12 protein-coding genes and 4 tRNA genes are annotated in these 13,512 nt (G+C 61.5%); all 16 read left to right on the forward strand.

Features of this window, described 5'->3' with window-relative positions; all coding sequences use genetic code 11:
- The first annotated feature begins 12 nt into the window (after positions 1-12).
- The 16 genes from amt to nusG all read left to right on the forward strand — a co-directional run bounded on the left by amt (position 13) and on the right by nusG (position 13,462).
- Positions 13-1,548 (forward strand): ammonium transporter, encoded by a 1,536-nt coding sequence (gene amt, locus JOD78_RS26400; RefSeq protein ID WP_134134532.1) that lies wholly within the window; start codon positions 13-15, stop codon positions 1,546-1,548.
- Positions 1,549-1,953: 405 nt separating this feature from the next.
- Positions 1,954-3,252: a glutamate--cysteine ligase gene (gene gshA, locus JOD78_RS26405; RefSeq protein ID WP_034335012.1), complete on the forward strand. Its 1,299-nt coding sequence runs from the start codon at positions 1,954-1,956 to the stop codon at positions 3,250-3,252.
- A gap of 38 nt (positions 3,253-3,290) precedes the next feature.
- Entirely contained in the window at positions 3,291-4,259 is a 969-nt protein-coding gene (gshB, locus tag JOD78_RS26410; protein WP_039790493.1) for a glutathione synthase, read from the forward strand.
- Positions 4,259-4,735 (forward strand): PTS fructose transporter subunit IIA, encoded by a 477-nt coding sequence (locus tag JOD78_RS26415; RefSeq protein ID WP_134134530.1) that lies wholly within the window; start codon positions 4,259-4,261, stop codon positions 4,733-4,735. Before gshB ends, JOD78_RS26415 begins: the two co-directional genes overlap by 1 nt.
- Positions 4,736-4,792: 57 nt before the next feature.
- Positions 4,793-5,062, forward strand: coding sequence for an HPr family phosphocarrier protein (locus tag JOD78_RS26420; protein WP_121037219.1), 270 nt, complete (start codon positions 4,793-4,795; stop codon positions 5,060-5,062).
- Between the two features lie 249 nt (positions 5,063-5,311).
- Entirely contained in the window at positions 5,312-7,102 is a 1,791-nt protein-coding gene (ptsP, locus tag JOD78_RS26425) for a phosphoenolpyruvate--protein phosphotransferase (RefSeq protein WP_121037216.1), read from the forward strand.
- Positions 7,103-7,419: 317 nt separating this feature from the next.
- Complete coding sequence (locus JOD78_RS26430) at positions 7,420-8,559, forward strand: homoserine O-acetyltransferase (RefSeq protein ID WP_209569967.1); 1,140 nt, start codon at positions 7,420-7,422, stop codon at positions 8,557-8,559.
- A complete protein-coding gene (gene metW / locus JOD78_RS26435; protein WP_034337480.1) occupies positions 8,556-9,158 on the forward strand; it encodes a methionine biosynthesis protein MetW in 603 nt (200 codons plus the stop codon). Before JOD78_RS26430 ends, metW begins: the two co-directional genes overlap by 4 nt.
- Positions 9,159-9,287: 129 nt before the next feature.
- Positions 9,288-10,550 carry an AmpG family muropeptide MFS transporter gene (locus JOD78_RS26440; RefSeq protein ID WP_134134526.1) on the forward strand — a complete coding sequence of 421 codons (1,263 nt, stop codon included), beginning with the start codon at positions 9,288-9,290 and terminating at the stop codon, positions 10,548-10,550.
- 128 nt (positions 10,551-10,678) lie between these two features.
- Positions 10,679-10,764: transfer RNA gene (locus tag JOD78_RS26445), tRNA-Tyr, on the forward strand.
- 79 nt (positions 10,765-10,843) lie between these two features.
- Positions 10,844-10,917, forward strand: a tRNA-Gly gene (locus tag JOD78_RS26450).
- A gap of 46 nt (positions 10,918-10,963) precedes the next feature.
- A tRNA-Thr gene (locus JOD78_RS26455) sits at positions 10,964-11,038 on the forward strand.
- Between the two features lie 80 nt (positions 11,039-11,118).
- Entirely contained in the window at positions 11,119-12,309 is a 1,191-nt protein-coding gene (tuf, locus tag JOD78_RS26460) for an elongation factor Tu (RefSeq protein WP_008334097.1), read from the forward strand.
- A 73-nt stretch (positions 12,310-12,382) separates the two neighbouring features.
- Positions 12,383-12,458: transfer RNA gene (locus tag JOD78_RS26465), tRNA-Trp, on the forward strand.
- A 31-nt stretch (positions 12,459-12,489) separates the two neighbouring features.
- Entirely contained in the window at positions 12,490-12,870 is a 381-nt protein-coding gene (gene secE, locus JOD78_RS26470; protein ID WP_013232176.1) for a preprotein translocase subunit SecE, read from the forward strand.
- A gap of 1 nt (position 12,871) precedes the next feature.
- Positions 12,872-13,462 carry a transcription termination/antitermination protein NusG gene (nusG, locus tag JOD78_RS26475; protein WP_034333546.1) on the forward strand — a complete coding sequence of 197 codons (591 nt, stop codon included), beginning with the start codon at positions 12,872-12,874 and terminating at the stop codon, positions 13,460-13,462.
- The last annotated feature ends 50 nt before the right edge of the window (positions 13,463-13,512 follow it).

The raw sequence follows: 13,512 nt of genomic DNA on the forward strand, positions 1-13,512 counted from the left end.
AGGGGAATTCTAATGAGCATGAAGAAAATGTTTTCCGGCGCGCTCGCCATTGGCGCGCTGTTGTTGGCGGTAGGTTTTACCGCTCCGGCCCAGGCGCAGGACGCGCCCAAGCCTGAAGCTGCAGCGGCCACCGCCGCTGCCCCGGCCGCTGCCGCTCCGGCTGCGCCCAAGGCTGAAGCAGCTGCCCCGGCTGCCGCTGCCCCTGCAGCGCCGGCCGCGGCCGCTGCTGCTCCGGCTCCGGTCCCCAACAAGGGCGACACTGCCTGGATGCTGGTGTGTACCGCTTTCGTCATCCTGATGACCCTGCCGGGCCTGGGCCTGTTCTACGGCGGCCTGGTGCGCAGCAAGAACATGCTGTCGGTGCTGATGCAGTGCTTCATGATCTTCTCGTTGATCTACATCCTGTGGTTCGTCTACGGCTACAGCATCGCGTTCACCGAGGGCAGCGCCTTCTTCGGCGGCTTTGATCGCCTGTTCCTGCACGGCCTGACCGGTGACTCCAACACCGCTACCTTCAGCAAGGGCGTGGTCATTCCGGAACTGGTCTTTGTCGCCTTCCAGGGTGCCTTTGCCGCCATCACCGTGGCGCTGATCATCGGTGCCTTCGCCGAGCGCGTGAAGTTCTCCGCCGTGATCCTGTTCTCGATCCTGTGGTTCACCTTCTCCTACCTGCCGATGGCCCACATGGTCTGGTTCTGGCCGGGTCCGGACGCCTTCACCGATACCGCCGCCGCCGAAAAGGCGACCGCCATCTCGGGCTGGCTGTTCCAGAAGGGCGCGCTGGATTACGCTGGTGGCACCGTGGTGCACATCAATGCCGCCATCGCCGGCCTGGTGGGTTCCTACGTGATCGGCAAGCGTATCGGTTTCGGCAAGGAAGCCTTCAAGCCGCATAGCCTGACCCTGACCATGGTCGGTGCCTCGCTGCTGTGGTTCGGCTGGTTCGGCTTCAACGCCGGCTCCGGTCTGGAAGCCAACGGCACTGCTGCCCTGGCCTTCGTCAACACCATCCTGGCCACTGCTGCCGCGGTCCTGTCCTGGAGCTTCGGCGAATGGATCGGCAAGGGCAAGCCCTCCATGCTGGGTGCTGCTTCGGGTGCCGTCGCCGGTCTGGTGGCGATCACCCCGGCGGCCGGCTTCGTGGGCGTCATCGGTGCCGTGGTCATGGGTCTGCTGGCCGGCCTGCTGTGCCTGTGGGGCGTGAGCGGCCTGAAGAAGATCCTGGGTTCGGACGATGCACTGGACGTCTTCGGCGTGCACGGCGTGGGCGGCATCCTGGGTGCCATCCTGACCGGCGTGTTCGCAGCGCCCAGCCTGGGCGGCACCGGCATCTACGACTACGTGGCCAACGCCGTTGCTCCGGATTACTCCATCGGCGGCCAGGTCTGGATCCAGTTCCAGGGCGTGCTGACCACCGTGATCCTGTCGGGTGTGGTTTCCTTCATCGCCTACAAGATCGTCGACGTCGTCATCGGCCTGCGTGTGACCGAGGAAGAAGAACGCGAAGGCCTGGACATCTCCAGCCACGGCGAATCGGCCTACCACTAAGCATCTGTCGTACTGAGTCTGCAGTATTCCTTCGGGGCTGGAAACGGCCTCTTTACAAGGCACCTTCGGGTGCCTTTTTTCATTTGCAGGCTTCACGACATGAAGAGGATGCAAGCTTGCCAGGGAGTCAAGCTGTCGTTTTTTTGCCATTTCCTTCAGGTAAAGCGGTTTCCTGATGCATTGCCGCGTCGCAGGGGGATAATTCCCGAGTATTTGAGTCGGACTCTTTAAAATGCCGCCATCATCGCCATGTGAACACTCCCGGCCACGCCTTTGCAGCGATCGTGGCCGGATCCCGGCTTTGCTGAAATGGCAACAGCGGCGTCTACTGCGTCGCAACACGGTTTCAGGAATCCGCTAAAATCGAAGCTCGCTGCCGGCATTTACATATTGTTAAGGTCTTTTATGGTCCCGCATCTCGTCACCGCTCTGAATGGTCCCCTGCTGGAGCTGGAGAAGAAAATCCTGGGTGCCACGCCGGCCATCGAACGCTGGTTCCGCATGGAGTGGCAGGAGCACACGCCGCCCTTCTATTGCTCGGTGGACCTGCGCAATGCCGGTTTCAAGCTGGCACCGGTCGATACCAACCTGTTCCCGGGCGGCTTCAACAACCTCTCGCCGGAAATGCTGCCGCTGGCGGTGCAAGCGGCCATGGCGGCCATCGAGAAATACTGCCCGGATGCACGCAACCTGCTGCTGATCCCCGAAACCCAGCCCGGCAATACCTTCTACCTGCAGAACATCGGCCGCCTGATGCAGATCTTCCGCCAGACCGGGCTGAACGTGCGCCTGGGTACGCTGGCCCAAGGCGCAACGAAGCCGCAGCAGATCGAACTGCCCGACGGCACCCACATTACGCTGGAACCGCTGGAGCGCTCGGCCAACGGCCGCCGCCTGGGCCTGAAGAACTTCGACCCCTGTACGGTGCTGCTCAACAATGACCTCTCCAGCGGCATTCCCTCGGTGCTGGAAGGGCTGCATGAACAAAGCGTCCTGCCGCCGCTGCACGCGGGCTGGGCGCTGCGCCGCAAGAGCAACCACTTTGCCGCCTACGATGAAGTGGTGAAGAAGTTTTCCAAAATGGTCGAGGTCGACCCCTGGATGCTCAACCCGCTCTTCGCCAAGGTCAGCGACATCGATTTCCAGGAGAACACCGGCACCGACGCGCTGGCCGACAGCGTGTCCTCGCTGCTGTCGAAAATCCGCAAGAAGTACAAGGAATACGGCATCAAGGAACAGCCCTTCGTCTTCATCAAGGCCAATGCCGGCACCTATGGCATGGGCATCATGGCGGTCAAGGATGCCAGCGAGATCAAGGACCTCAACCGCAAGCAGCGCACCGGCATGCTGGCCGGCAAGGAAGGCCTGGAAGTCTCGGAAGTGATCGTGCAGGAAGGCGTGCACTCCTTCGAACGCATCAACCAGGCCGTGGCCGAGCCGGTGGTCTACATGATCGACCGCTATGTGGTGGGCGGTTTCTACCGCGTGCACGCCGAACGTGGCGTGAACGAAAACCTGAACGCCCCCGGCGCGCATTTCGTGCCGCTGGCCTTCGCCCAGCAGCATGCCCTGCCTGACATGCATGCCAAGCCGGGCACGGCGGCGCCCAACCGTTTCTACATGTATGGCGTGGTGGCGCGACTGGCGCTGCTGGCCGCCTCGGTGGAGATGGAAAAGACCGACCCCAACCCGGAAGTTTATTAATATCGCGCCTTTGCCAGGCTCAACAGGACCCCAGCCTCATGAAAATCGCTTTCCTCGCCGATCCTCTGGATACGTTCAAGACGTACAAGGATTCCACCTTCGCCATGATGCGCGAGGCCGCACGCCGCGGGCACAGCATCTACGCCTTCGAACAGGGCGACCTGGTGCTGGAAAACGGTCTGGTGACTGCCAATGCCTTCAAGATCACGCTGACCGGCGAGGCCGATGACTGGTACCGCGCCGACAAGCCGGCGTCGTCCTTCCTCTCCGAATTCGATGCGGTGATCGTGCGCAAGGATCCGCCCTTCGACATGGAGTACATCTACACGACGTACCTGCTGGAGCTGGCCGAGAAGCAGGGGGCGCGCGTATTCAACAAGCCGGCTGCCATTCGCAGCCACAACGAGAAACTGGCCATTGCCCAGTTCCCGCAGTACACCGCGCCGACCCTGGTCACGCGCGACGCCAAGCGCCTGCGCGCCTTCCACGACGAGCACCAGGACGTGATCCTGAAGCCGCTCGACGGCATGGGCGGCATGGGCATCTTCCGCGTCAAGGCCGATGGCATGAATCTGGGCTCCATCATCGAAACCCTGACCGACAACGGTCAACGCACGATCATGGCGCAGCGTTTCATTCCCCAGATCAGCGCAGGCGACAAGCGCATTCTCCTGATCGGCGGCAAGGTGGTGCCCAATGTGCTGGCACGCATTCCGCAGGGCAACGAGGTGCGCGGCAACCTGGCCGCAGGCGGTCTGGGCAAAGCGCAGCCGGCATCGGCTCGCGACATCGAGATCGGCGAGGCTTTGGGGCCGATCTTGTATCAACGTGGCCTGTTACTGGTAGGATTGGACGCTATCGGCGACTATCTCACCGAAATCAACGTCACCAGCCCGACCTGCTTCCAGGAAATTACCCAGCAGACCGGCTTTGATGTGGCGGCGATGTTCGTGGACGCGCTGGAGGCAGCCGCAGGGGCAGCAGAGGTTACAGGGTCGGTCGGATAATGGGATCGACAGAGCATGACGGGCTGCTCGGGGAAAAGCGCGTCGCAACAGATGGCAACAATTCCATGGTTGGTATTCTTCTCTTGACGCACGCCCCGCTGGGGCAAGCTTTCCTGGCCGCCGCCACGCACGTTTTCCGCGGCCGCCCCGAACGGATGGAGGCGATCGACGTGATCGCCGACCAGAACCCGGCGGAAGTGCAAAAACTGGCCATCGAGGCGGTCGGACGCCTCGATGATGGCAGCGGCGTACTGGTCATCACCGATGTGATGGGCGGCACGCCCTCCAACTGTACGGGCTTCCTGTGCGGCTTGGGCAACGTCCAGGTGATCGCCGGCATCAGCCTGCCCATGCTGCTGCGGGCGCTGACCTACCGTAACGATACGCTGGATGTGGTGGTGGAAATGGCGCTGGCAGGGGGCCAGAATGGTGCGGTGCGGATCGACAACCGCATCCGGGTGGCGGCCTCGGCCTGAACCTTGCTTGCCCGGCGGCATCGAACCGCGCCAATACGATAAAAACGAAAGCAGAACATGATTCAAAAAGAACTCGAAATCGTCAACAAGCTGGGCCTGCATGCACGCGCCTCGGCCAAGCTGACCCAACTGGCCGGCAAGTTCAAGAGCGAAGTCTGGCTGACCTTCAACAAGCGCCGCGTCAATGCCAAGTCCATCATGGGCGTGATGATGCTGGCCGCTGGCAAGGGCAGCATCATCACCCTGGAAACCAACGGCGCCGATGAGCAGGAATGCTTCACCGCCCTGGAAGCGCTGATCGCCGACAAGTTCGGCGAAGGCCAGTAAGCCCCTTCACCGCGCTCGCGGTATTGCGCCGCAGCACCGCGGCGCGGCTGGAATGCTTCTTGCGATATGTCAAGGCCCGCGCACTTCCTGTGCGGGCTGAAACAATGTTCATATACGCTGCCTGTCCATCTGTCTTCAGTGTGTCGCGCCCGGTCCTGATTGCCAAACCGTACATTGTTCGGTAACTTGCTCCAGCTACCGCGCGCAGGCAACACGGCGGACTATAAGAAAACAGGCAGGAGATACGCGATGGCTTCATTCAGCTTACATGGAATCGCGGTGTCGCAAGGCATCGCCATCGGACGCGCGCACTTGATGGCGCCGGCCGCACTGGACGTCAAACACTACCTGATCGCGCCCGACCAGGTCGAGGCCGAGATCGGGCGCTTGAAGAGCGCGGTCAAGGCGGTGCACCAGGAACTTCATATCATCCGCTCGGAATTGCCCAAGGATGCGCCGCCCGAGCTGGGCGCGTTCATTGATGTGCATTCGCTCATTTTGTCGGATCCGATGCTGGCCGAGGTGCCGCAGGACATCATCCGGCACCGCTACTACAACGCCGAATGGGCGCTGGTGACCCAGATCGAGGAATTGTCGGCCCAGTTCGACGAGATCGAAGACCCTTACCTGCGCGAGCGCAAGGCCGACATCCAGCAGGTCGGCGAGCGCATCCTCAAGATCCTGACCGGCAGCGCCACCCACCTGCCGCCCACCGGCGAGGCCGCCGCCAACATCATCGTGGTGGCCCACGACATCTCGCCGGCCGACATGCTGCAGTTCCGCGAGAGCGCCTTCGCCGGCTTCGTCACCGACCTGGGCGGTCCCAACTCGCACACCGCCATCGTGGCGCGCAGCCTGGCCATTCCGGCAGCGGTCGGCATGCACAATGCGTCGGTGCTGGTGAAGCATGACGATGTGCTCATCATCGATGGCGACGCCGGCGTGGTCATCGTCGATCCATCCCCGCTGGTACTGGCGCAGTACCGCGCACGGCAGGAGAGGCTGCTGCGCGAGCGGAAGAAACTTTCACGTCTCAAGAAGACCCCGTCCATCACCCAGGATGGCGAGCCGATCACGCTCCTGGCCAACATCGAGCTGCCCAACGATGCCGCCAACGCCTTCGAGGCGGGCGCGATGGGCATCGGGCTGTTCCGTTCGGAATTCCTGTTCATGGGAAGGGCCGGGCATCTGGAGAAATTCCCCAGCGAGGATGAGCAGTTCGAATCCTACAAGCAGGCCGTCATCGCCATGAAGGGCAGGGTGGTCACCATCCGTACCCTGGACGTGGGCGCCGACAAGCCGCTGGACGAGGATGAAGAAACCGCCCTGAACCCGGCGCTGGGTTTGCGCGCCATCCGCTACTGCCTGTCCGAGCCGCAGATGTTCCTGACGCAGCTGCGGGCCATCCTGCGGGCGTCGGCCTATGGTCCGATCAAGCTGCTGGTGCCGATGATGGCGCATGCCTTCGAGATCGACCAGACCCTGGCCATGATCGAACAGGCCAAGCAGCAGCTGCGCGACCGCAAGCAGAAGTTCGATGAAGAGATCCCGGTCGGTGCCATGATCGAGATCCCGGCGGCTGCCCTGGCGCTGCCCTTGTTCATCAAGCGGCTGGACTTCCTCTCCATCGGCACCAACGACCTGATCCAGTACACCCTGGCCATTGACCGCGTGGACCATGAGGTGGCGCATCTCTACGATCCCCTGCATCCGGCGGTGCTGTTCCTGCTCTCGACCGTGATTGCCCAAGGCCGCAAGGCGGGCATTCCGGTCTCGGTGTGCGGCGAAATGGCCGGTGACCTGAAATGGACACGCCTGCTGCTGGGCATGGGGCTGCTGGAGTTCTCCATGCATCCTTCGCAGATTTTGTCGGTGAAGAACGAGATCCTCAACAGCGACTTGCGCCTGCTGGAACCGCAGGTCAAGAAGGTCCTGCGTGCCACCGAGCCCGCCGCCATCAGTGCGGCCATGGCGCAGTTGCAAGCCTTGCACGCCGAGCCGGCCGTGGCTGAAGCCAAGGTGGCGGCGCGCCGCCGTTAACCGCAAGGGAGCCGGGCAGGGCCGTTTGACGGGCCTGCCCGACTTGGGTATTCTTACGCCACTGCGCCGATTTGAACGGTTTGACCAACTTCAGCTTGCGGGCGCCGGGATCCTGATCCCATCTAAATGCGGCTAAAGCGAGCTTGGATCAGCTGTTCCTCCCAAGACTGCCCCGCCCCATCGATGAGTGAGCCCGCAAGCACTGCTTCCGGGCTTTTTTGTTGCCCGCGCACGAGACTGGCCACCCGCCCGGCGAAGCGACCGCCAATGCCGCTCCCCGGAGCCGGCTGGCGCCGAGTCACTTACGCAGAACAATCATGTCGATCGGAATCGTATCGCCCCAGGTCATGCATTTCGCCGAGCCGCTGCCGCTGCAAAGCGGTGCCGCGCTGGCGGACTACTCGCTGACCTATGAAACCTACGGCACCTTGAATGCCGACAAATCCAATGCCGTGCTGGTCTGCCATGCGCTCAATGCTTCACATCACGTGGCTGGCGTCTACGCCGACGCCCCGGACAACGTGGGCTGGTGGGACAACATGGTCGGTCCCGGCAAATCGCTGGATACCGACCGCTTCTTCGTCATTGGCGTGAACAACCTGGGGTCCTGTTTCGGCTCGACCGGGCCGATGCACCCGAACCCGGCTACCGGCCAGCCCTATGGTGCAGACTTCCCGGTGGTGACGGTGGAAGACTGGGTCAACGCCCAGGCGCGCCTGGCCGACCGCCTCGGCATCACCTGTTTCGCCGCCGTCATGGGTGGCTCGCTGGGCGGCATGCAGGCGCTGGCCTGGAGCATGATGTATCCGGACCGCCTGCGCCATTGTCTGGTGATCGCCTCCACGCCCAAGCTGTCGGCGCAGAACATCGCCTTCAATGACGTCGCGCGCCAGGCCATCCTGACCGATCCGCAGTACCACGGCGGCGATTTCTATGCGCATGGCGTGGTGCCCAAGAACGGCCTGCGGGTGGCGCGCATGGTGGGCCACATCACCTATCTGTCGGACGACGACATGGCCGAGAAATTCGGCCGTGACCTGCGTTCGGGCGAGTACCAGTTCGGCTACGGGGTGGATTTCGAGATCGAATCCTATCTGCGCTACCAGGGCGACAAGTTCTCGACCTACTTCGACGCCAACACCTATCTGCTGATCACCAAGGCGCTGGACTACTTCGATCCTGCGCGCGAATTCGGCGGCGACCTGGCGCGCGCTTTCGCCCGCACGAAGGCCAAGTTCCTGCTGGTGTCCTTCACGACCGACTGGCGCTTCTCGCCCGAACGCAGCCGCGAGATGGTGCAGGCGCTGGTGGCCAACAAGCGCCGCGTGAGCTATGCCGAAATCGACGCCCCGCACGGGCATGACGCTTTCCTGCTGGACGATGCGCGCTACATGAAGGTGGTGCGCGAGTACTACGGAAGCATCTGGACTGAACTGCAGCAGGAGGGCCGCGCATGACTTTCGAACAATTGAGCGCGCTGCGCCCCGACCTGGCCTTCATCGCCCACTGGGTGCGCGAGAAGTCGCAGGTGCTGGATCTGGGCTGCGGCGATGGCGTGATGCTGGACTATCTGCAATCCGACAAGGGCTGCTCGGGCTATGGCGTGGAGATCGACGATGAGCAGATCCCCAAGTGCGTGGCGCGCAATGTCTCGGTGATCCAGCAGGACCTGAACGGCGGTCTGGCCATGTTCGAGGACAATGCCTTCGATACCGTGCTGTGCCTGTCGGCGCTGCAGATGGTCAAGGATGTGGAGGGGACCTTGCGCGAGATCGCCCGGGTCGGACGCGAGGTGACGGTGTCCTTCCCCAACTTCGCCTACTGGCCGCACCGCGTGGCGCTGCTGCGCGGACGCATGCCAGTGTCCAGGAGCCTGCCCTACCAGTGGTACGATACGCCGAACCTGCGCTGCGCCACGATCAGGGACTTTGAGGCGCTGGCCAACGAGCTGGGCCTGGAAGTGCTGGAATGCGTGGCCCTGAAGGATGGCAAGCCGGTGCGCTACTTCCCGAACTGGCGCGGCAGCCTGGCGGTCTTCCGGCTGCGCAAGAAATAAGCTGGAATCGCATCGACAGGTTTTTGCAAAAAGCTTCACCATGCCCCGCAGACGCCGGTCCGGCAGTGCCTATCGCTGGCGACCGGCGTTTTTTGTTTCATGTTTCGCGTTTTTCGAGCTGATCCGCCCATGACCGCACCCGCCGCTTCCTGGCAGCAATACCTGAACCGGCGCATGCTGATCTGCGTCTTCCTCGGATTCACCTCCGGCCTTCCGCTGTTCATCCTGCTGAGCCTGTTGCAGGCGTGGCTGGCCAAGTCCGGCCTGAACGTCAAGACGCTCGGGCTGTTTGCGTTGGTGATGTTCCCCTACACCTGGAAGTTCGTCTGGTCGCCGCTGATGGACCGCTTCCACTTCGGCCGCATCGGTCGCCGGCGCGGCTGGATGGTGTTCACCCAGCTGCTGCTGTTCCTGGCCATCGGCGGCATGGGCATGCTCGATCCGCTCACTGACGTGAGCACGATTGCCTTCATGGCCTCGGTGGTGGCCTTTCTCTCGGCCAGCCAGGACATCGCCATCGATGCCTACCGGCGCGAGATCCTGCCCGAAGCCGAACTGGGCCTGGGCAGCGCCATCCACGTCAATGCCTACAAGCTCTCCGGCATGGTGCCGGGCGCGCTGTCGCTGGTGCTGGCCGACCAGATGCCATGGCCGACCGTGTTCTGGATCACTGCAGCCTTCATGCTGCCGGGGCTGCTGTGCTCGCTGGTGGTGAAGGAGCCGAAGGTCTACGGGACGCCACCCAAGAGCCTGACTGAAGCCGTGGTGCTGCCTTTCCGCGAATTCATCGCCCGGGGCGGCTGGGTCAATGCGCTGTGGGTGCTGGGCTTCATCTTCCTCTACAAGCTGGGCGACAGCATGGCCACGGCGCTGGCCACCAAGTTCTACATCGACCTCGGCTTCTCGATGACGGAGATCGGCGTGGTCTCCAAGACGACCAGCCTGTGGGCCAGCGTGGCCGGCGGCATCATCGGCGGCATCTGGATGGTACGGCTGGGCATCAATCGCGGGCTGTGGGTGTTCGGGGTACTGCAGGCGGTACCCATCCTCGGGTTTGCCTGGCTGGCCCACGTCGGTGCCAGCCTGCCGGTGCTGGCGGTGGTGATCGGGCTGGAAGCCTTTGGTGTGGGCCTGGGGACCACGGCCTTCGTCGCCTACATCATGCGCGAGACCGATCCGCGCTACACCGCCACGCAGTTTGCTTTGTTCACCAGTTTGATGGCCGTGCCTCGAACTTTTGTGAATTCTTCGGTGGGTTACATCGTCGCCGACACCGGCTGGTTAAATTTTTTTCTAATTTGTTTCGTTCTGGCCTTGCCTGGAATGCTGATGTTGCCTAGAATTGCGCCCTGGAATGAAAAGCCGGTTGAGTCGCAGACACAAAAAGCCTGAAGATTCGAAAAAACGTCGCGGGTCGTTCCTCTGAGCAATATCCGGCAGTTGATAAAATATTTTGCCCCGAAGCGAAAATTTAGTTGACAGTCCAGAGATGTTCCTCTATAGTTTTGAGTTCCCTGCACGGAGAGGTGGCCGAGTGGTTAATGGCAGCAGACTGTAAATCTGCCCTCTTACGAGTACGCTGGTTCGAATCCAGCCCTCTCCACCATTAGGCCGGGAGTCAAAGCAGTCTGCAGTACATACGCGATCGAAAGACGCGGCGGTTGTGAAGTGAAGGTTGTTTCCTCGCGGGTGTAGCTCAATGGTAGAGCTGAAGCCTTCCAAGCTTAAGACGAGGGTTCGATTCCCTTCACCCGCTCCAAGTTTTGGTCCGGTTGCATGTTTGGTTGTTGTGCAGTCGGAAAAATGCCCTTGTAGCTCAGTGGTAGAGCACTCCCTTGGTAAGGGAGAGGCCACGTGTTCAATCCACGTCAAGGGCACCAGTTTCTCGTCGTATCGCTGACAAGTCAGTAATCAGTCGGGCGTGTTGCCTGGACATTCTCATCAAATTTAGGAGTCTAAGATGGCAAAAGGCAAGTTTGAACGGACCAAGCCGCACGTGAACGTCGGCACCATCGGTCACGTTGACCACGGCAAGACCACCCTGACCGCTGCAATCGCAACCGTTCTGTCGAAGAAGTTCGGCGGCGAAGCGAAGGCCTACGACCAGATCGACGCAGCGCCTGAAGAAAAGGCACGCGGCATCACCATCAACACCGCACACGTCGAATACGAAACCGCAAACCGTCACTACGCACACGTTGACTGCCCAGGCCACGCCGACTATGTGAAGAACATGATCACCGGCGCAGCCCAGATGGACGGCGCGATCCTGGTGTGCTCGGCCGCTGACGGCCCGATGCCCCAGACCCGCGAACACATCCTGCTGTCGCGTCAGGTTGGCGTGCCTTACATCATCGTCTTCCTGAACAAGGCTGACATGGTGGACGACGCTGAACTGCTGGAACTGGTGGAAATGGAAGTCCGCGAACTGCTGTCGAAGTACGAGTTCCCTGGCGACGACCTGCCCATCGTGAAGGGTTCGGCCAAGCTGGCGCTGGAAGGCGACACCGGTCCCCTGGGCGAGCAAGCCATCATGGCCCTGGCCGAAGCCCTGGACACCTACATCCCGACCCCGGAACGTGCCGTTGACGGTACCTTCCTGATGCCGGTGGAAGACGTGTTCTCGATCTCCGGCCGTGGCACCGTGGTGACCGGTCGCGTTGAGCGCGGCATCATCAAGGTCGGCGAAGAAATCGAAATCGTCGGTATCGCTGACACCCAGAAGACCACCTGCACCGGCGTGGAAATGTTCCGCAAGCTGCTGGACCAGGGTCAAGCTGGCGACAACGTTGGCGTGCTGCTGCGCGGTACCAAGCGTGAAGACGTGCAGCGTGGCCAGGTTCTGGCCAAGCCGGGTTCGATCAAGCCGCACAAGCACTTCACCGGCGAGATCTATGTTCTGTCGAAGGATGAAGGCGGCCGTCACACCCCGTTCTTCAACAACTACCGTCCGCAGTTCTACTTCCGTACCACTGACGTGACCGGTGCGATCGAACTGCCGAAGGACAAGGAAATGGTCATGCCGGGCGACAACGTGTCGATCACCGTGCAACTGATCAACCCGATCGCCATGGAAGAAGGTCTGCGCTTCGCTATCCGTGAAGGCGGCCGTACCGTCGGCGCCGGCGTGGTTGCCAAGATCTTCGACTAAGATCAAGCTGTAAAACACTTTGCCGCGGTGCGTAACGTATCGCGGCATTCGTGTCTCAATCGCGAGTTTTTGTAGGGGCGTAGCTCAATTGGCAGAGCGTCGGTCTCCAAAACCGAAGGTTGGGGGTTCGATGCCCTCCGCCCCTGCCACCGAATCTGGTGCAGGGTACTGAAAGTAAATATGTCTAGCCAGCCAGTTCAAACCGTCAACACCTCCAACGACAAGATCAAGATCGCATTGGCGATCGTGGCTGTGGTTGCAGGCGTGGTCGGTTTTTTTGTGTTGTCTGATCAGTCGACTCCGGTGCGCGCTGTCGCCCTGGTCGCCGGTCTGCTGGTGGCTGTGGCGTTTGCCTGGACGTCTGCACAAGGCCGCGGCTTCGTCGGTTTCGCCAAGGAATCCGTGCGCGAAACCAAGAAAGTCGTCTGGCCCACCCGCAAGGAAGCCATGCAGATCACGGCGGTGGTCTTCGCCTTCGTGCTGATCATGGCGATCTTCCTCTGGGGTACGGACAAGTTGCTCGAGTTCCTGTTGTACGACGTAATTTTGGGCTGGAAATAACATGAGCGATAGCACGCAAGACAGCGCACCGATTGGTGCGCAAAGCGTTTCAAGCGCAGGAAACAAGCGCTGGTACGTGGTGCATGCATATTCCGGCATGGAAAAGAGCGTGCAGCGCGCGCTGACCGAGCGCATCAATCGCGCCGGCATGCAAGAACAGTTCGGCCAGATCCTGGTGCCGACTGAAGAAGTCGTTGATATGAAGAATGGTCACAAGTCCGTGACCGAGCGTCGTTTCTTCCCGGGCTACGTCCTGGTCGAGATGGAAATGACGGACGAAACCTGGCACCTGGTGAAGAATACCGCCAAAGTGACCGGTTTCATCGGTGGCAAGTCGAATCGTCCGACTCCGCTGCCGCAGCGCGAAGTGGACTCGCTGCTCCGCCAGATGCAAGAAGGCGTCGAGAAGCCCCGTCCGAAGGTGCTCTACGAAGTTGGCGAAATGGTCCGTATCAAGGAAGGCCCGTTCACCGACTTCAACGGCAACGTCGAGGAAGTGAACTACGAGAAATCGCGCGTGCGCGTCTCGGTCACCATCTTCGGTCGCGCCACCCCGGTCGAACTCGAATTCGGCCAACTGGAAAAAGTCTGATCCCGCCCTCCGGAATCCCGCCTTTCCCTGTCAAGTTTTCAACGCCCGCT

The sequence above is a fragment of the Herbaspirillum sp. 1130 genome, from assembly GCF_017833835.1.
GTDB lineage: Bacteria > Pseudomonadota > Gammaproteobacteria > Burkholderiales > Burkholderiaceae_D > Herbaspirillum > Herbaspirillum huttiense.

Coding starts and splice junctions, on each gene's coding strand:
- nusG (WP_034333546.1), top strand. CDS start 12,872: ATGAGCGATAGCACGCAAGACAGCGCACCGATTGGTGCGCAAAGCGTT.
- JOD78_RS26440 (WP_134134526.1), top strand. CDS start 9,288: ATGACCGCACCCGCCGCTTCCTGGCAGCAATACCTGAACCGGCGCATG.
- secE (WP_013232176.1), top strand. CDS start 12,490: ATGTCTAGCCAGCCAGTTCAAACCGTCAACACCTCCAACGACAAGATC.
- gshB (WP_039790493.1), top strand. CDS start 3,291: ATGAAAATCGCTTTCCTCGCCGATCCTCTGGATACGTTCAAGACGTAC.
- amt (WP_134134532.1), top strand. CDS start 13: ATGAGCATGAAGAAAATGTTTTCCGGCGCGCTCGCCATTGGCGCGCTG.
- JOD78_RS26415 (WP_134134530.1), top strand. CDS start 4,259: ATGGGATCGACAGAGCATGACGGGCTGCTCGGGGAAAAGCGCGTCGCA.
- gshA (WP_034335012.1), top strand. CDS start 1,954: ATGGTCCCGCATCTCGTCACCGCTCTGAATGGTCCCCTGCTGGAGCTG.
- JOD78_RS26430 (WP_209569967.1), top strand. CDS start 7,420: ATGTCGATCGGAATCGTATCGCCCCAGGTCATGCATTTCGCCGAGCCG.
- JOD78_RS26420 (WP_121037219.1), top strand. CDS start 4,793: ATGATTCAAAAAGAACTCGAAATCGTCAACAAGCTGGGCCTGCATGCA.
- tuf (WP_008334097.1), top strand. CDS start 11,119: ATGGCAAAAGGCAAGTTTGAACGGACCAAGCCGCACGTGAACGTCGGC.
- ptsP (WP_121037216.1), top strand. CDS start 5,312: ATGGCTTCATTCAGCTTACATGGAATCGCGGTGTCGCAAGGCATCGCC.
- metW (WP_034337480.1), top strand. CDS start 8,556: ATGACTTTCGAACAATTGAGCGCGCTGCGCCCCGACCTGGCCTTCATC.